This is a genomic window from Deferrivibrio essentukiensis, assembly GCF_020480685.1.
Lineage (GTDB): Bacteria > Chrysiogenota > Deferribacteres > Deferribacterales > Deferrivibrionaceae > Deferrivibrio > Deferrivibrio essentukiensis.
This window is the reverse complement of sequence record NZ_JAJAFU010000014.1, coordinates 1-19,098: the sequence shown is the minus strand read 5'-3', so window position 1 is coordinate 19,098 and position 19,098 is coordinate 1. Positions and strand designations below refer to the sequence as shown.

The window sequence follows — 19,098 nt, the reverse complement described above, 5'->3', positions numbered from 1 at the left end:
TTTGGCTTACTAATCTTCTTTTGTGGCAACATTTAGACTATCAGCTATGCATACATCCGGCAGATTGTTTTTATTGAGCATTTCATAATAAAATGAGCCACACCCTGAATCAAACAGTTTATCTTCACCTTTTACCACTTTGACCATACGTATACCTTCTGGGACTTTAAACTGAATATTGGTCACACCCGGCAGCAATTTACGTTCTATTTCTGCCATAATTGGTGCTGCTATTTTACCTCCGGAAGCATCATCCCCTAACGATTTAAAGTCATCATAACCTACCCATAAAACTCCCACATACGGCGGAAATATGGCGACAAACCACACATCTTTACTGTCATTTGTAGTCCCCGTTTTGCCAGCAGTGCCAGGAATCAAACCTTTCCCCCGTGCAGTTCCATAATCAACAACTTTTTTCATCAAATATATTGTCTGGTATACACTCTTTTCATCTACAACCTTTTCGCATTCATTTTTAAGATATAACTGTCTCCCTGTTTCATTTACAACTTTATCTATAAACCTGACATTGCATTTTTCACCATAGCTGGCAATAGCAGCATATGAATTAGCTACGGCAAAGGGTGTTTGCGGAATTGAGCCGAGTGGCATAGCATAAAAAGGTCTCACATTTTCATACCCTAAAAGTGTTGCCATATTTGATACTCTTCTCAAACCAACTGTCTCTGCAAGTTTTATTGTAAGATTGTTTAAAGAATATATCAGACCGTTTCTTATATTTGTCCTACCCATATAAAAATCTTCATAATTTTTGGGTCGATACCAATATTTCCCATCTCTAAAGGAATAAGGTTTATCTTCCAATACAAATGACGGTCTGTACCCATATTTAAATGCCGTCAAAAAGGTCACCGGCTTAAAAACGGAGCCCACCTCTCTTTTGATTTTTAGAGCCCTATTTTTATTATAATCATCATTTATAGTGCCAATTGATAATAGACTTTTATTATTCACATAATCAATTAATACGAAAGAGGCTTCCACACCTTTAAATTCTTTTAACGAACTTCTCAGCACGCTTTTAATATTGTTGTAATTGTATTCATCAAGATTAGTATATACGTCATAACTATGCTTGTTATATTGTAAGTTTAATTTTTCAAGCTCTTCAAGTACACCATCAACATAATCAGGATACAAAATATTAATTTTTGGGGTATTAAAGGTAATCTTTTTATCATCACCTGTGATTAAACCTGCCAAATCGGAAAGATACTCATATCTACCTTCAGGGCTACCTATATTTTCTATAGTAGAAAGTGCCAAAAAAACTTTTTCCTTAAATGTCAAATTGCCAAAATCTTTCGAAAAAAGATAAACAGAATAACCGTTTACCCCTTTTATCCCGTTATCAAAAATAAAATTATTCAAAACAGATTCATATATTTGAGAAACACTATACTTTTGCTCAAGCTCTTTCATAAAAGAGTTTTTAAAAAAATCTATAAAATAAAAACTAAATTTAATATTTTCATGCTTTTTGTAAAATTCTTTCCATAGCTCCTCTTTTAAAGGGTCACCCCCTTTAACTTTAACAAACTCAGCATAAAATTGGTCAAACTCTTTAAAATCCTTGTCAAATAAAATTTGCCCTCCGTAAGAAGTAAACTTTTCAAAAATCAATTTGCCATTTGCGGAATATACTTTTAATTTTGTCGTTGTTGTGTCATTATTTACTTCTATATCAGGGATTTTAATAAGAGACAAAAGATAGCTTTTATACCTGTCAAAACCATAACTTAAAAGTATAAAATAGCCAGATAATATAATACCCAAAATCGTTGTATAAAGGAAAATTTTTCTAATGCTCATTTTTAAGTCTGTAAATTAATAATAAGACCACAGCTACTCCGAAATCACAATCTGAATATCACAAACATTGGTGTTGGTAGGCCCTGTTTTTACCAAAGCATCAACTTTGCCAAAAAAATTGTAAGCATCATTATTTCTTAAAAAATCAAAAGGTTTAATACCATAATGTGTTGCTTTTTCTCTTATTTCATAGCTTGCCACTGCTCCGGCAGCATCCGTAGGCCCATCATTTCCATCAGTCCCGCCCGATAAAAAATATATACCTTTATCAGACTCATCCATCTCATTTAAAAATGACAACGCCATCTCCTGATTCCGTCCACCTTTTCCGTTACCCTGTATTGTTACAGTTGTTTCACCGCCAAATATTAGGCAATTATATTCCTTTTTATTTTTCCTAAACCCTCTTGCAATAGCCAAAATAGACTTTGCCACCTCTTTTGCCTCGCCAAAAAGCTCATCAGTAAAAACAAAAGGTCTAAACCCAAGCTCTTCCGCTTTTTTCTTGGCACCCACAAGGGCGTGGTAATTTGAGCCAACTATTATATTTTTAAGCTTAATCTTCTCAATATCATTTTTCTTTAAAGTTTCTTCTACTTGACCTGCTACCCCTTTTTGAAAATATGACAATATCTTTTCATCACTAATACCATATTTTTGACATATTGAAACTGCATCAGTAAAAGTTGTACTATCAAAATATGTAAGCCCGCTTGCAATTGTGTCAAGTCTGTCTCCAATTACATCAGACAGTATTAAATTAACACTTTCAGCACCGTTTAGATACCTTAGAAATCCGCCGCCCTTTAGCTTTGAAAGATGCTTTCTTACACAATTTATTTCATTAATTGTTGCTCCACTTTCAAGTAATTTTTTTGTAACATTCTGTTTATCTGTCAAAATAAACCCTTCTACAGGAGCAGCAACAAGTGCCGAGCCTCCTCCTGAAATAAGCGTGATAACCAATGTCTTCTCATCAGCAATTTGTAATAAATTTATAATCTTTTCTGCAGCTTTAATACTGTTATCATCAGGAATAGGATGGCCTGCTTCAATCATTTCAAATCTTTGTAAATCTTCTGTATGACCATATTTTGTAACAACCAATCCTTTAAAATCTATATTTACAAATATATTTTCGATTGCCTTAGCCATTTTGGCACTTGCTTTGCCGATGGCAATCACAATAATCTTGCTATAAATGTTTAGATTAATTTTTTCAGTAATCCTTATATCTTCAATATAAAGGTATGGAAAGTCGACCTTTACTTTTTCATTAATCAGTTTGTAAGGGTCGACTGAAGAGACAGCACTTTTAAATATTTCTATAAGGTTATCTAAATTACTCTCTCTCTTATCCTTCATCCTTATATATTATCTCGGCTGATTTGTAGGCCTGATTAACACCTCATTCAAAGAGATATGCTGCGGTGCATCAAGGGCAAAACCTATCAGCTTGGCAATATCTTCAGGCCTTAGCATATCAACGCTTTTCTTATACTGTTGAAATGCTTCAGGAAGATTTTCTCCCCAATCAGTATCCACAAGCCCAGGCTCAATATTTATCACCCTAACCCCTTTTGCGCATAGCTCATCCCTGATACTTTCAGAAAATCCAACTACAGCCCACTTTGTAGCACAATATGTTGAAAGCCCCGCAAATCCTTTTCTCCCGGCAACAGAAGCAATATTTACTATACTTCCTTTATTTTCCACAATGTCATCCACAAATTTATTTGTAAGATATATCAGCCCAAAAACGTTTAAATCGATAATTTCTTTAATTGACTGAGCGGTTTCAGTCCCCACAGGTGCAAAAATCCCCCTGCCCGCATTATTTACTAACACATCTATTTTTCCAAGCTTTGACTTTGTAAAATCGTGTAATTTATCTATATCTTCACTTTTTGAAACATCACAGTTTAATAGATAAAAGTTATCAGATATTTTTTTTAGCTCATTTACATTTTCTGAGTTTTCAATATTTCTTGATACAAGTACAAGGTTATCTCCCTTACCAAGTAAAATTTTTGCAAGCTCAAACCCTATCCCTTTGCTTGCCCCTGTTATTAAAATGTTTCTACCCATACTTTTACCCCTTTAAAGTAAATTATTTATACTTCTCCATTAATTGGTCTAAATAAGTCACAATCTTTTCAGTATCAGAAAGCATATCCTCAATCATTTTTCTTGCATCATCTACTCTACCCTGCTTAATCAAATTTGTAATCTCCATTCCAATCTTATGCACATCAACATGTGGATGCTCTATGGCATTAAACTCTGAATCGACTTTAAAATATTGACCGTCAGGGGAGTAATAAAACTTACCAAAGTTACAGTTTTTATGGTCTACTACATTAAAATTGCATCTACCGTTAATCAGACAGTCAAATATTCTGTTCATAAATTTAATATGATCAAATTTTGCTTTAACAAAGATGCTCCCTTTTTTAGAAAATTTAAATTTGTAAAAGTTTTCAATTGCTACAGACAATTCATTAATAAAAGTATCTATATCCTTCTGAAGCACTGCCACTTCGGATTTAGATATCTCACCCATTTCAGATACACTTACTACACTTTGAGCAATCTCTTCAGTAGCTGAAGACTGCTCCTCTACAGCTGAAGAAATACCTAATATCAAAGAATTTAGCTCGTCAATAGCATCCAAAATCTCGCCAAAATTGTCCTTCGTATTTTGGGAAAGTAAAGTCTGCTTATCCACCGCTTCAACTACATTTTCCGCATTATTGTAAGACTCTTTTACATTAACCTGAATCTGCTTAATCATTGTTTCAATCTCTTTGGTAGACTGTTGAGTTTTTTCGGCTAATTTTCTCACCTCATCAGCCACCACGGCAAACCCTCTGCCGTGCTCACCTGCACGTGCCGCTTCTATTGCAGCATTAAGAGCCAAAAGATTTGTCTGGTCTGCTATATCATTGATTACGTTAATAATATTGCCAATCTTCTTAGCATCGTCCGTTAACTGAGCAATGGAATTTTTAAGATTTGTAATAGTGACTTTTGTGGATTCGGCGTAACTTGCAACCTGATCAATAATTTCTCCACCTTTTTGTGCCACTTCAACAGTTTGCTGTGCCTTGCTAGCCGAATCCTGAGCGCTTCTTGCAATCTCCATAATTGTAGAGCTCATCTCTTCACTGGCTGTAGCTACCTGGTTTGCCATATCCCCCGTTTTTTCAGCCACATCACTTACTTTTACAAGAGAGTGATACAGACTGTTACTCTTTTCAATTGAGTTTGAAATTTTATACATTGTATCCAAAAAGTCATTTTCAAGATTTTCTATAAATTTATTAAAATAATTTGACAGATCTGCTATTTCATCTTTGGATTTAACCTCTATTCTTTGAGATAAATCCCCTTCACCTTCTGAAATATTTCTTAGCATATTAGTTATTGTTTTTATGGGCTTTAAAGCAACGGTAAGTAAAAAAGAAAGCCCGGCAATAAGAAGAACACCTAAAAATAATATTACTCCGACCTTTTTGTAAAAGGCAGATTTGTGCATCTGTATTTCATGAGTAAAATCATGAGAAAAAAGCAATTGCCCTATAACTGCACCTGAATAGTCTTTAATAGGAATTCTGTAAAAATACACATTCCCTATATTTCTTGTATTTTCATCCACTTTATCAAGATATTTTCTTATATCTTCTGTAAGCTTTCTATATACAAAGTTTCCTTTTTTGACCTGCCCTTCGATAGGTTTTTTAATTAAAGAATTATAAATATCTTCATTAATACCAATCGCAAACCCTACATCAAAACTATCTTTAATATTATTTAGTATATCTTCATATGAGCCCCCAAGCTCTACGCTTCCTATATGCTCACCATTTAAAAATACGGGATAAACAACCCTTAGACCAAGCCCTGCTACTCCCACTTCCACACCTACAACCTTTTTCTGCGTTTTGTTACATTCCACGACAGTTTTTCTAAACCCACTTAAATCATCTCCAAATTTTTCAGGCTTATGCAATCTTAAAAATGCAGTCGCAGGTGGCAGATGATATTGAAACTGTTTGACACCATAATTTTCTTTTAATTCCTTAAAAAGTTCCTTTTTTGTTTCATATAGACTTATTCTGTCCCCTGTTTGAAAAAGCGTGTTTGAAAGAGAATCCTCTGCAATAATCTTTGTGGTAATATCAAGTGTGTGAAACTCATCTTCAAGATTTTTGTCAAGTGCTTGTTTCATATTGTGAAACTTTTCTTCCCTAATACTTTCAATAGATTGGCTGAGCATACTGTAATCAAAATAAAGTGACGCTAAAATAATAAGAATTACTCCAATTATAGAGCCTATAATAACTTTTAACTTAATTGACATCAAAATCCTCCAAAATTAAATTTATAAAAATATTATAACACAAAAAAACACTTTTCAAAAACATTTTTTAACATATAATCGACCTCATGGAAAAAGAGTTTAACAAGCTTGTAAAAATTATTGAAAAATTAAGAGCTCCTGACGGCTGCCCCTGGGACAGGGAGCAGACTCTATATTCCTTACGTGACCAGCTTATTGAGGAAACCTTTGAGCTTGTGGAAGCAATAGATAATAAAGATATTGAAAACATCAAGGAAGAGCTGGGGGATTTGCTTTTACACGTAATTATGCATTCGGTTATTGCGGCAGAAGATAATCTTTTTACACTAACAGACGTAATGAAAACAATTTCTGAAAAACTCATAAGAAGGCACCCGCACGTTTTTGGAGGTGAAAAAACAGATTCGGTAGATGACGTCCTTGTTAATTGGGAAAAGATTAAAAGTAAGGAAAAAAAGGACAGAAAATACATACTGGACGGAATCCCCAAAGGCTTGCCTTCTATCCAGAAGGCATACAAATTGCAAGAAAAGGCAAGAAAGGTAGGCTTTGACTGGGAAAGCGGTGAGGACTGTCTGAGAAAGGTTGAAGAAGAATTCACAGAATTTAAACAAGCAATAAAGTTAAAGGATGTTAATGAAATTGAAGAGGAAATGGGTGATTTGCTATTTTCTATCTTAAACCTTTCAAGGTTTCTAAATATCAATGCTGACAGTGCCTTGCAAAAAACCAACGAAAAATTCAAAAGCCGATTTCGGTTTATCGAAGATGAACTTGCAAAAAACGGTATCTCATTTGAGGAAGCATCCATTGAATTATTGGAAAGATACTGGCAAAAAGCGAAAAATACATTCAAATAAATTTTATTGGAGGTCAAAATGTTTAAAAATATAAAACCTGAAGATTTAACAGAAAATGCCTTTGAAGCAATTGGCAAGAAGTGGATGCTCATCACCCCATCAAACAGCGAAGGGATTATTAATCCTATGACAGCAAGCTGGGGCGGTTTTGGTATAATGTGGCATAAAAATGTTGTTTATATTGTAATAAGGCCTACACGTTATACTTATGAGCTAATTGAAAAGACGGATAACTTTTCCCTAACATTTTTCGAAGAAAAATATAGGAAAATTTTAAACCTATGCGGCTCAAAATCCGGCCGTGATATTAATAAAATAAAAGAAACAGGACTGACACCGATTATAGAAGATGAGTTTATTTATTATAAAGAGTGCAGTCTTTCTATTTTCTGTAAAAAACTATATTTTACCGATTTCAATCCTGACAATTTTTTAGACAATGAAATTGAAAAGCTATACCCTAAAAAAGATTATCACAAACTATATATCGGCGAAATAATAAGGGTTAAGTCTGAATAATTATTTGCAATCTCTTCCCCCGGCAGTTATAATTTAAAGAAATCATAAGGGGGATTTTTATGAAAAAAATTTTTATATTTACACTCATCTTGCTTGTTGTCTGTATTTCTGCTTTTGCCCAAAACAGGTCTTCTTCATTAAATGACGTAAAAACGTCCAGAGTAATATTTGATGTTAACATAGGTGATGCAAAACTACTTCTTACAAGGCTCACTCTTATAAAAGAAACGCTTGATGGTCTTTCAAAATACAATGATTATAAAGCTGTCGTGGCATTTCGAGGAAAGGCTTCCAACTTTGTTACAAAAAACAATGAGCATATAAAAAAGGATGATATCGGTATCAAAGAAAAAATTTATAGTATTCTTAATATTCTAAAAAATGACTACAATGCAACACTTGAGCAATGCACTATTGCCCTTAAATTTGCAGGTATTGAGCCTGATGAAGTGTATGATATTATAAATGTGATAGAAAACGGCTACATTTCCATAATTGGTTATCAAAATCAGGGTTATGCTTTTGTACCTATGGATTGAGGATATTTGTGCCTTATTTTGTTAGGAAAAACATATGTCCTGCTTAAAAAAGTTTAGCCGAGCTTTAACTATTTTTTAATCTTAAAGGTGTTAAGTTTTACTTAATGCAATTTTCATTTATTTATTAATAAAATATAAAGACGTCTAACTATAATTTAATTAACTTACCGTTGACACATCATCTATTTTGATATACTATATATACGCATCAAAAAATTTAGGAGGAAATATATGAAGAAGTTTTTAACTCTTATGGCAGTGTTTGCAGCTTTTCTTTTTGTTGTGGCACCTGCTCAAGCTAAAAAATTTGTAACTATTGGGACAGGTGGAGTAACCGGGGTTTACTACCCGACTGGTGGAGCCATTGCTAAGATGGTTAACAAAAAATCAAAAGAGTACGGACTTAAAGCTACTGTTGAATCAACAGGCGGGTCTGTGTTTAATATTAACGCTGTTATGAGCGGCGACCTTGAATTTGGAATCGCACAGTCTGACAGGCAGTATCAGGCATATCAAGGAATTGCTGAGTGGGATGGCAAGCCTCAAAAAGATTTAAGAGCCGTATTTTCTATTCACCCAGAAGCAATTACTCTTATCGCTTCTGCTGATGCCGGTATCAAATCAATTAACGACATTAAGGGCAAAAAGATAAATCTTGGTAACCCTGGGTCAGGTCAGCTTCAAAACTCAAAAGACGTACTTGAAGCAGTAGGTCTTACTGAAAACGATGTTCAGGCGTTTTATGTAAAAGCTGTTGAAGCACCTGGTCTTATTCAGGATGGAAGAATTGACGGTTTCTTCTACACAGTTGGTCACCCAAATGGTAACATAAAAGAGGCCACTTCCGGAAGAGTAAAAGTTAATATAGTTCCTATTGAAGGAGCTGGTATTGAAAAGCTTATTAAAGAAAAACCATACTATGCTCTTGGCAAAATAGATATGAAAAATTACCCTAATGCTGCAAATGCTGACGCTGACACTGTAAACTCAATTGGCGTTAAAGCAACACTTGTGACAAGCGCTAAAGTATCTGATGATATTGTATATGCAATTACCAAAGAAGTTTTTGAAAATTTTGACGAATTTAAGACTCTTCACCCTGCTTACTCTGTATTGACAAAAGAAGATATGTTGCAGGGACTTTCAGCTCCTATTCACCCTGGTGCATTGAAATACTACAAAGAAGCAGGACTTGTTAAATATATCAACCCTGAGTTAATCAAGTAATTTATTAACAATTATTTAGAACTTTAAAGCTCTCTTAATTTCAAGTTAAGAGAGCTTTGTTTTTTATAAAAAAGTTATGAGGATTAATATGGCAAGTAAGTTTGAAAGATCAGCTGAAGACTTTTTGAAGGAAGAAAGTGGCGAACTCAGAGAAGTAAGACCGTTTGAAAAATATATAATCAATTTTGTGGCATTGTCTTGGACAATATTTCAAATGCTTTTACCCTCTGTGCTGACATTAAATAGTACATATATCAGATCAATTCACCTCGCCTTTGCACTTGCTCTTGCTTATCTAAGTTTACCAATGTTTAAATATCCTAAAACAAGCTTTGGCAAGACAATTGCACCTATGAACAAGATTGCTATTCATGATTATATTTTTGCCATTGCAGGGATAGTGTGTGCAACGTACCTGGTATGGGACTGGGAAGGTCTTTCAATGCGTGCCGGGGTGCCTATTCAGAGAGATATCGTAATAGGCCTTTTGATAATAGCTCTGACACTTGAGGCTACAAGAAGATCTATAGGCACACCTCTTGCAATAATTGCTGCAGTATTTTCACTTTATGGTTTTTTTGCCGAAAACATGCCTGATCTAATTGCATTTAAAAGTGTATCTCTAAGCAAATACATAAACCAAATTGCTCTTTCTACTGAAGGTATTTTCGGAATACCTATTGGCGTGTCTGCTAATATTGTATTTCTTTTCGTACTTATGGGAGCCATGCTTGATAAGGCCGGAGCAGGAAAATATTTTATAAACCTTGCGGTATCCCTTTTAGGTGGGTTTAGGGGTGGTCCTGCAAAGGCTGCAGTAATAGCAAGTGGTCTTAGCGGAATGGTATCAGGCTCAAGTATTGCTAACGTAGTTACTACTGGAACCTTCACAATACCCCTTATGAAAAGTGTTGGTTACCCTGGTGAAAAAGCTGCAGCTGTTGAAGTTGCAGCAAGTACAAATGGTCAGCTTATGCCGCCGATTATGGGTGCGGCAGCATTTATTATTGCAGAATATGTAAACGTACCTTACATTCAGGTAGTAAAAGCGGCAATAATTCCTGCCTTTACTTCTTACCTTGCACTTTTATATATTACACACCTTGAAGCATGCAAACTTGGAATACAAGGTTTGCCTAAAGATAAATTGCCTGGTTTTATGAAAACTCTTTTATCAGGAATACATTATCTTATTCCTATTACTTGGTTACTAGTTGAACTCGTGGTATTAAGACATACGCCACAAATGGCTGCGTACAGGACAGTATTACTGCTTATAGCGGTAATTTTTTATCAAGAAATCAAAAATGCCCTTAAGAACAAATCAAGCTTTTCTGAAGGAATAAAAAACTCTATAAAACTTACGTTTGATGGATTTGTAACTGGTGCAAAAAGTATGGTAGGCGTTGCCCTTGCTACAGCAGCTGCCGGTGTAGTAGTAGGAATGGTATCACTTGGTATTGGTGGAATGATAAATGAAATAGTAGACACTATAGCAAATGGAAATATTTATATTTTACTATTTGTCACTGCCGGGGCAAGCTTGCTTCTTGGTATGGGGCTTCCAACAACAGCTAATTACATTGTAATGGCTTCATTAACAGCTCCATTAATAGTTAAGCTTGGTACCGCTTACGGTTTTATAGTACCTTTGATGGCAGCTCATATGTTTGTATTCTTCTTTGGCATATTAGCAGACGATACGCCACCTGTTGGCCTTGCAGCTTATGCTGCTGCAGCTATAGCTGATTCCCCTCCTATAAAAACAGGTGTCCAAGGATTTATGTACGATATTAGAACAGCGATTATTCCGTTCATGTTTATATTTAACCATGACCTAATATTAGATGGGGTAACATCTTGGAGTTTTGGAATATTTATATTTATAATAGCCACACTTGGCGCGTTGATGTTTGCAAGTGCAGTACAAGGATGGTTTGTAACAAAAAATAATATACTTGAAACTATCTTGCTTTTAGCTTCAAGCTTATTTTTCTACCGTCCAGCGATTATTTCAAACTTCTTCCATATAAATACGGATGAAGCGCACAAATATTTCTTTATAGTAGTGCCAATAATACTTGTAACAATAGTCTACTTCATGCAAAAGATGAGAGTAAAGAAGTTAGAGATTGTATGATAGTTTACTTACAAATTATCTGGGGGCATTTGCCCCCTTTTTTATTTGCCTATATACTGATTTAGATTCATAAAAAGATTTACTGTAAAGTTGATAACCATGTCCATCATCCATGGAAAAAATATAATAAGACCTGCAACAACTGCTAAAATTTTAGGAATAAATGTTAAAGTCATCTCCTGTATCTGTGTAACTGCTTGAAAAATACTTATTATCAATCCTGCAGCAAGCCCAAATAAAAGCATGGGAGCAGCCACAAGCAGCGAAATCTCAAGAGCTTTGGTCGTAATGCTTACTACAAAGTCAGGAGACATAACCCCTCCTTACATAAAACTTTTTACAATCGAACCAATTATCAAAGACCATCCGTCAACAAGAACAAAAAGCAAAATTTTAAACGGCAAAGAAATCATAACAGGGGGTAACATCATCATCCCCATTGACAACAAAACACTGGCCACAACAAAGTCTATTATCAAGAACGGCAAAAATAGCAAAAAACCCATCTCAAAAGCGGTCTGAAGCTCACTGACTACAAAAGCAGGTACTAATACAAGGTCAGGGATGTCATCAGAGGTCTTCGGCCTTTCATATTTTGAAATCTCCAAAAACATTAGGACATCTTTCTTCCTTGTATTTGACAAAAGAAATTTCCGCAAAGGCTTCTTAGCCTCCGCCAAAGCGGTTGTAAAATTAACCTTATTATTTAAATAAGGAGCAAGTGCCTTTTCATTAATTTCAGTAAATACAGGTGACATTATAAAAAATGTCAAAAAGAGAGCAAGGCCAACCAATACTTGATTTGGAGGCATTTGCTGTGTCCCCATTGCATTCCTTAGAAAGGAAAATACTATTATAATTCTTGTAAAAGATGTAAGCAAAATTAGAATAGCAGGAGCAAGTGAAAGAATAGTTAGTAAAAAAATTATTTGTAAAGTTACAGATACGTCTTGAGGTGATTGAGCCTGCCCTACACCTATATTGATTGTAGGCAAAGGTATAGAATCAGCAGCCAAGGCAAAAATAGGTAAACAGAAAAGAAGAAAAAATACTATTTTCTTTTTAATTTTTCCACCTTCTCTTTAATAATTTCTTGCGTCATATCAATCTCAGTGCTATCTATCTCTTTTCCAAAAAACTTTAAATAACTTGAGAAGTCTTTTTTTCTTGAAAATCCTTCCTTTATCCTATCACACACTATTTCATCCTCAATTTTATCTAACAAAGTAATATTATCCGTAGTAATACCAATAAGATAAATAGTATTAAGTAACTCATAAAACGCAAGCGTTTTGCCAGGCATAATATCCACTTTTCCAAGTAGCCTACCTATCCCAGGTATATCAGAAGAGATATTTCTTTTTAGCATAAGTTTTAAAAACCAATAAAGTACCAGAATCAAGACAAGAATTATCAGTATGCCTAAAAACATTCTCAAGTATACACTTTTTTCTTTATTTGGCACACTTGAAAATATAAAATCAATTTCCATTTTTCCGTTTTTATATTCTATTTCTGGCTTTAACCCTTTTTTTTCAAAATAAAAATCCAATTTTGTATTTTTCCCGTCATACTGAGAAGTAATTTTTGATATGTTATACCCCCAAATATCCTCATTTACAGAAATATTCCCTTTTAGTACAAGAGAATATACATTTTCTTGCAAAGAATCAGATACAAATAAGTTAGAGTTTGCAGGAATAACAAGCTTTATATGGTCATCACTAAGGTCAAGCTTATATTGTGAAGTAAAAGCCAAAACTGAAAAAAGTAAAAAAAGTATTACTTTTTTAATCATACAACCCATCTTTACTTAATTCAAAAAGTATTGCTTTTGTCAAAACATCAGTTATCCTGATAGCAAACTTTTCATCGATGACCATTACTTCTCCAACGGCTACAGGTTTTTTATTTACCAAAAAGTCAACAGATTCGCCGGAGGTCTTGGATAATTTGATTATCGTCCCGTTTTCCCAACTTAACATTTCACCAATACTTACCAACTTTCTACCCAATTCCACATCAACATTAAGCAAGACGTTTCCGTATCTGTTTAAAACATTTTCCAGATCTATCATATCACCCCTATTGTGAAACAAATTCTGTAAAATATATACTTCTTATTGCTCCACTGGTCAAAGTTAAATTTATTCTTCTCATTATCTCCTGCTTTAAGGCCAATTTCCCCTGCGCTGTGCTGACTTCCGCGTAGGTTTTCGAAGAGAGTACTGTTAATATTATATCTCTTATTTGAGGCTTTCTTTTTTCTATCTCATCAGCCAATTTATCTGAATCAAGCTCCGCTTGCATACTAACCTTCAGATATCTTGTCCCACCCGGGTCAGCCAAATTAACAATAAAGCTATCAAAAGAGTACAATGGACCGATCGTAGAAGCATCAGCTTTTGGTTTTTTAGGTGCAGTGCCTGCAGCCATTTGCTCTGCATTTGTATCAGCAGGCTTTTTAGCAAAAATTAAAAAATAAGCAGCTGCTCCACCACCTGCAAGTACCAAAACAATTAAAATAATTAATATTAGCTTAAACTTAGATTTCTTTTTCGGCTGTTCCTGTTCTGTAACTTCTTTTTCTTCTGCCATTATAACCCTCCGGATTCTGTATCTTCAAAAATATTTTTATTTGCTTCAGCAAGCTCAGGGCTTACAAAATTTATTTCAACTCTTCTATTTTTAGCTCTATTCTCAGGAGTGATATTAGGCACAACCGGATGATACTGTGCATAACCTGCCACAGATAAGATATCAGGCTTTACCCCGACAGATATAAAATATTTTGCCACGCTTACTGCCCTTGCTGTAGAAAGCTCCCAATTTGAGGGAAAGCGTGGAGTTGATATAGGGATATCATCCGTATGCCCTTCAACCATTATATTGTAAGGTGAATCCTTTATCACACCTGCCAACTTTTCCAAAATAGGTTTTGCAGCATCCTGCAAATCTGCATCACCAGGACCAAATAGTATAGAATCCATTATCCTGACTGAAATCCCTTTTTCTGTTTTGACAACAGAAATAGTCGAAGACAAATTTGCCTGCTCTATATAATTTCTAACTCCGCTTAATAATCTACTTTCTGTTTGTTTTGCTTTGGAAACAAAGTCCATCCTTGACAAAATTTCTTCTTTACCCATCTCAGATTTTTGTCCAGCTTCAAGGACTCCCAAAGCGCCCTGCAACGAACCCAAAGCCTCTTTTATCTTCTTTTGGTCAAGAGAAGCCATAGAAAGAAGTAAAACAAAAAATGTCAAAAGCAACGTAGTCATATCGGAAAAGGTAACCATCCACTCCGGAGCACCGGCTTTACATTCAGGACATTTTTTATCAGCCATATACCCTCTTATTTATCAAACTGTGATATCCTTAATTTTGGCGGTAAGTATGCATTTAATTTCTGTTCAACTATCCTTGGGTTATCTCCTGCCTGAATAGCCATAATACCTGCTATCATAATCTCTCTTAACATAGTCTCCTCAGCTGATCTGGTTTTTAACTTCTCAGCCAGAGGTGCTGCAAAAAGGTTAGCAATAATAGCACCATAAAATGTTGTCAAAAGTGCAACAGCCATCGCAGGACCAATTGAGCTTGGATCACTCATTGTCTGCAACATCGCAACCAAACCGATTAACGTTCCAATCATCCCCATAGCAGGAGCGAAAGTCGACATACTCGTTAAAATTGCTGCGCCCTCTTTATGTCTCTCTTGCATATATGAAAGATCTGTTTCAAGAATTGTTCTAATAACTTCAGGCTCGGTGCCGTCAACAGCAAGCCTTATCCCTTTTTTTAAGAACTCGTCACTAATTTCATCTTCAGCTGATTCAAGAGCTAAGATACCATCCCTTCTTGCCCGTTGAGAAAAATCCACTAATTTTCCAATCAAATCAGCCGGACTTTCCAGTTTAAACAGAAAAGTTTTCATAACGATTGTCATAACATTCAAAACCTTATTAAGAGGCCAACTCATCAGAATGATACCAGCCGTACCCCCAATTACGATAAGCACTGAAGGGATATCAATATAAACCCCTACACCGGGGCCCATTAAAAGAGCAGCAAAAACAAGAATATATGCAAGAATAATACCTATCAGCGTAGCAATATCCATAAAGTCTCCTGAACCTTTCTCTGTAGCTTTTAAAATTTTAAATTGGCAGATAAAGGTTTAGCCTTACCTGCCAACATATTATAATCTATCTTATCGACAATTCAAATAGTTTTCTTTAATTTATTTTACCTTTTCAAACTCATTAATTCTTGCAGCATCTCATCACTTGTGGTTATCACCCTTGAATTTGCCTGATAACCCCTTTGTGTGGTTATCATTGTAACAAATTCCTGTGCTAAATCAACATTTGAATTTTCAAGGGCTCCTGCTTCAACAACCCCTCTTCCACCTAAACCGGCTTTACCCATAACAGCTGTACCTGAGTTTACAGTTTCAGCAAAAAGTGAATCACCCATTTTTAATAAGCCTTCATTATTATTAAATCTTGCAATACCGACTATCCCTATCTCAATAACCTCACCATTGTCATAAGTACCTAATATTTCACCGCTTCTATTGATACTTAAACCCTCAAGTGTCCCCTGTTTATAACCGTCTTGCTCAAGTTGGGTGATTGTAGTTGGTCTTGAGGTTAATGTTAAACCGTCAAAGTTATCAGTGGTTCCAAGTCTTATATTAACATCTGAAACAGTGTAAGCACCTGTATTATGCACCAAATCAAAAGCTGCATTTGTAATAACAGTTTCATTACCAGCCAAGTCTATGGACATATATTTGTTAAAAGAGCCGTCCGGATTAAACTGCAAGTATAAATTATCAAGCACATTTTGGCCATTTTTAAGAACAACATTTTCATCACTTAACGCCGGAAGAACAGAAAGCTTCCAAATATTTCTACTCTCATCATACAAATCAAACTGATAATTAACAATATGCTCATTCCCCTGAGAATCGTAAATAGATTGGCTTGTAATAAGCTGCCCACCATCAGCATTTTGAACGGTACTATACTGCATATAATTATTAAAAGTCGTGTTATCACCATTTTTTATTATAAGATTATCAATGCTGTTAGGGATACCTTTTTCACCTTTAACTGTGATAACCCCATTTTCAAGAGATACAAAATTTAAACTGGTAGTATCATCTCTAAAACCTAACACCTCATTTTCAATAACTGCCATCAAATCCTGTAAAGTATCAGTTGACTGCACTGTTTGAGCTGCTGCCACATCTACTCCACCTATCACAGCACTTACTTCTACCGGGAAAGAACTAATATTTAAATATTCCCCTGTCTCTGAATAGAGATTATTTAACGTATCAGTATCTTTTGCATATCTGTATATGGTTTCAGAATTTGTAGTTGAGCCGTTAGTTAGACTGTCAAATGTATCAAAAGTCTTACTAAAAACATCACTTGAAAAAGACTTTTCGATGGTAAAGCCTGTAATTCCAGCTGACCCAGCAGAATTATCATAAGATATTTTCCCTGTTGTGGAATCAAAAGAAGCTTGAAATCCTGAAGAAATATTATTCTGGATTAGAGAATTTATCTCATCTATCATCTGAGAAATCTCTTTTATGTCTTCACCATATACAAGCTCTTTCTCGGCGATAAGCTTGGTGTTGGCAGTTTTTGTTTCACTATTTAATGTCCCATCTATCTCACTCAAATAGTTTATAAATCTTGTACCTCCTGCAAAACTAACCGTTCCTGTACCTGACAGTTGTAACAGACCATTTGAACCAAGCCCTAAGGTAAGGCTGGCACCAAGTGCTGTAAACTCATTATTGATTTTTGTAACAACATTATTCAAAGTGTCTGTTGAAGCTATATTAACACTTCCAGAACTGCCATTAGCAAATATTTGTATAGTCGCTCCTTCCAACCCCAAATTTTGATCAATCTCATTGTATAAATTGCTGACTTGAGTATTAAGATTTGCATCAGCTTTTATTCTGACAGTCTCCCCTGTAAGCATACTAAACCTTTCACCACCATATCCAAAAGTATTGCTCAAATCTGTATCAGCATCATCAAGTGAAGACAAAAGTGTCTGATAGGATAAAATTGTCGGGCTCGCCTCTGTACTTATATTGCCAGCAATCTTTACCTCAGTAGTGGCTCTTGGTTCAATTACTTTGTAGCTCTCATCTATCCTAATATCCCCGGCAGGTCCATTTGCTGAAAGGGTATTATTCTCTAAATCTCTCAACCACCCTTGTACTATCAAACCGGACGGTGTAACCAAATATCCACTCTTGTCAAACGTAAAATTACCCGCTCTTGTATAATATGCTTGCTCAGTGTTTGAAGATTTGACCACGAAAAATCCATCCCCTTGAAGTGCAAGGTCGGTAGTCACCCCTGTTGTCTGCAATGTCCCTTGATTAAAATTTACATCAATAGCACCAAGCTTACTACCTAAGCCAATCTGTTTAGCATTTAAACCACCGGTACCATCACCTGGAGCTTTTGCCACAGACAACGTCTGGCTCATCAAATCAGAAAAAACTACTCTGCTCCCTTTATATCCAACCGTATTTACATTGGCGATGTTATTACCAACCACATCCATACTTTTTTGGTGCTGCTGCAAACCGGTTACACCGGCATAAAGCGACCTTAGCATATATGCCTCCTATTTACTTATTTTCATATACAGCAAAGATACTGTCTGAAGATACTTCATTACTATCCAAATTAAACTTAAGATTGCCATTAAGCATGCTCACACCACTTGCTATTCCACTGGTATAAGTTCTATATGGGATTTGACTGCCTGAAGCATCTAACGCATCAACTACCACCTTATACTTACCATTTGGAAGTTTATCCCAATTTGCGTTTAATCCGTCCCAATTAATCTCATTCATCCCGTATGATGTCGAAGAAGGAACTATATTTGCAACCGCATTACCGTTTTCATCTATTATCTTTAGTGACAAACTTGCTGGTATATCATCAAGCTCATAACCAATCAAAGCACCGTCCTCATTTAGGTTTATTGTATCACTGAAATATTTCACTTCTTTGCCAATAAAGTTTGACGCTGAGTACAAGTTATTATTCATACTGCCATTGGTTTGACTTTCAGCTAATTCTTTTATACTTTCCCCTATATTTATTAGCTGTTCAAGAGAAGAAAATTGAGTAGTCTGACTGATAAACTCATTATTATCCAAAGGGTTTAAGGGGTCTTGATTTTTAAGTTGTGTAACCATCAAATTTAAAAAATCATCTTTATTCAACTCTTTTTTGGGCTCAGCTCTCGTTGAGCTTGTTACACCATATTGACTTGACACTTCATTTGAAGTTAACATAATATCCTCCTATTGTACCCTTAAGCATATATCCCACTGACTGTTTTATCTTTTTCAATGATCTCAAGCTGTTCAATTTTAACGCCCGTTTTAAAGTGATTGTTATTTTGATTCTTTGCCTCTTTAAACTCTTGCTGGTTTTGATAATCACCCATAAACATAAAGTCCATATTATCTATGACTATCCCTTTGTCATTTAATTGCTGCTTTATGGAATCCATATTGGCAACCAAGAAATGCTTAACCACTTCTTGCTCTACAAA

General features: G+C 35.1%; 19 protein-coding genes. 5 read left to right on the top strand and 14 right to left on the bottom strand.

All coding sequences use genetic code 11. The features are described 5' to 3' along the window. Positions 1-9: 9 nt before the first annotated feature. The 4 genes from LF845_RS07725 to LF845_RS07710 are packed head-to-tail and all read right to left on the bottom strand — an operon-like array spanning position 10 to position 6,199. A complete protein-coding gene (locus LF845_RS07725) occupies positions 10-1,836 on the bottom strand; it encodes a transglycosylase domain-containing protein (protein ID WP_242820435.1) in 1,827 nt (608 codons plus the stop codon). Between the two features lie 33 nt (positions 1,837-1,869). Next, a complete protein-coding gene (locus tag LF845_RS07720) occupies positions 1,870-3,201 on the bottom strand; it encodes a glycerate kinase type-2 family protein (protein ID WP_242820434.1) in 1,332 nt (443 codons plus the stop codon). 9 nt (positions 3,202-3,210) lie between these two features. Continuing rightward, complete coding sequence (locus LF845_RS07715) at positions 3,211-3,924, bottom strand: SDR family oxidoreductase (RefSeq protein ID WP_242820433.1); 714 nt, start codon at positions 3,922-3,924, stop codon at positions 3,211-3,213. Positions 3,925-3,946: 22 nt separating this feature from the next. Then, on the bottom strand, positions 3,947-6,199 hold the full coding sequence (locus LF845_RS07710; protein ID WP_242820432.1) for a methyl-accepting chemotaxis protein: 2,253 nt from the start codon (positions 6,197-6,199) through the stop codon (positions 3,947-3,949). Positions 6,200-6,285: 86 nt separating this feature from the next. On the opposite strand from LF845_RS07710, the gene mazG reads away from it, so the two are divergent. The 5 genes from mazG to LF845_RS07685 all read left to right on the top strand — a co-directional run bounded on the left by mazG (position 6,286) and on the right by LF845_RS07685 (position 11,484). Continuing rightward, on the top strand, positions 6,286-7,059 hold the full coding sequence (mazG, locus tag LF845_RS07705; protein WP_242820431.1) for a nucleoside triphosphate pyrophosphohydrolase: 774 nt from the start codon (positions 6,286-6,288) through the stop codon (positions 7,057-7,059). A gap of 18 nt (positions 7,060-7,077) precedes the next feature. Next, positions 7,078-7,578 (top strand): flavin reductase family protein, encoded by a 501-nt coding sequence (locus LF845_RS07700; RefSeq protein ID WP_242820430.1) that lies wholly within the window; start codon positions 7,078-7,080, stop codon positions 7,576-7,578. A gap of 59 nt (positions 7,579-7,637) precedes the next feature. Continuing rightward, positions 7,638-8,117 carry a DsrE family protein gene (locus LF845_RS07695; protein ID WP_242820429.1) on the top strand — a complete coding sequence of 160 codons (480 nt, stop codon included), beginning with the start codon at positions 7,638-7,640 and terminating at the stop codon, positions 8,115-8,117. Between the two features lie 231 nt (positions 8,118-8,348). Further along, complete coding sequence (locus tag LF845_RS07690) at positions 8,349-9,344, top strand: TAXI family TRAP transporter solute-binding subunit (protein ID WP_242820428.1); 996 nt, start codon at positions 8,349-8,351, stop codon at positions 9,342-9,344. 88 nt (positions 9,345-9,432) lie between these two features. Next, positions 9,433-11,484 carry a TRAP transporter permease gene (locus LF845_RS07685; RefSeq protein WP_242820427.1) on the top strand — a complete coding sequence of 684 codons (2,052 nt, stop codon included), beginning with the start codon at positions 9,433-9,435 and terminating at the stop codon, positions 11,482-11,484. Positions 11,485-11,525: 41 nt separating this feature from the next. On the opposite strand, the gene fliQ is transcribed toward LF845_RS07685, so the two are convergent. From fliQ to LF845_RS07635, 10 genes are all read right to left on the bottom strand, one after another. Then, positions 11,526-11,798 (bottom strand): flagellar biosynthesis protein FliQ, encoded by a 273-nt coding sequence (fliQ, locus tag LF845_RS07680; RefSeq protein WP_242820426.1) that lies wholly within the window; start codon positions 11,796-11,798, stop codon positions 11,526-11,528. 9 nt (positions 11,799-11,807) lie between these two features. Next, complete coding sequence (gene fliP / locus LF845_RS07675) at positions 11,808-12,509, bottom strand: flagellar type III secretion system pore protein FliP (RefSeq protein WP_423220574.1); 702 nt, start codon at positions 12,507-12,509, stop codon at positions 11,808-11,810. 26 nt (positions 12,510-12,535) lie between these two features. Next, on the bottom strand, positions 12,536-13,282 hold the full coding sequence (locus LF845_RS07670) for a flagellar biosynthetic protein FliO (RefSeq protein WP_242820424.1): 747 nt from the start codon (positions 13,280-13,282) through the stop codon (positions 12,536-12,538). Beyond that, on the bottom strand, positions 13,275-13,562 hold the full coding sequence (locus LF845_RS07665) for a FliM/FliN family flagellar motor switch protein (RefSeq protein WP_242820423.1): 288 nt from the start codon (positions 13,560-13,562) through the stop codon (positions 13,275-13,277). The genes LF845_RS07670 and LF845_RS07665 overlap by 8 nt, the downstream gene beginning before the upstream one ends. A gap of 7 nt (positions 13,563-13,569) precedes the next feature. Then, entirely contained in the window at positions 13,570-14,082 is a 513-nt protein-coding gene (locus LF845_RS07660; protein ID WP_242820422.1) for a flagellar basal body-associated FliL family protein, read from the bottom strand. Further along, a complete protein-coding gene (locus tag LF845_RS07655; protein WP_242820421.1) occupies positions 14,082-14,831 on the bottom strand; it encodes an OmpA family protein in 750 nt (249 codons plus the stop codon). The genes LF845_RS07660 and LF845_RS07655 overlap by 1 nt, the downstream gene beginning before the upstream one ends. 8 nt (positions 14,832-14,839) lie before the next feature. After that, positions 14,840-15,607, bottom strand: a complete 768-nt coding sequence (locus tag LF845_RS07650; protein WP_242820420.1) for a motility protein A — start codon at positions 15,605-15,607, stop codon at positions 14,840-14,842. Positions 15,608-15,732: 125 nt separating this feature from the next. Further along, positions 15,733-18,144, bottom strand: a complete 2,412-nt coding sequence (locus LF845_RS07645) for a flagellar hook-basal body complex protein (RefSeq protein ID WP_242820419.1) — start codon at positions 18,142-18,144, stop codon at positions 15,733-15,735. A gap of 13 nt (positions 18,145-18,157) precedes the next feature. Then, positions 18,158-18,835 carry a flagellar hook assembly protein FlgD gene (locus tag LF845_RS07640; protein ID WP_242820418.1) on the bottom strand — a complete coding sequence of 226 codons (678 nt, stop codon included), beginning with the start codon at positions 18,833-18,835 and terminating at the stop codon, positions 18,158-18,160. A gap of 20 nt (positions 18,836-18,855) precedes the next feature. Beyond that, positions 18,856-19,098: hypothetical protein (locus LF845_RS07635; RefSeq protein ID WP_242820417.1), on the bottom strand; the 243-nt coding region annotated here is incomplete at its 5' end.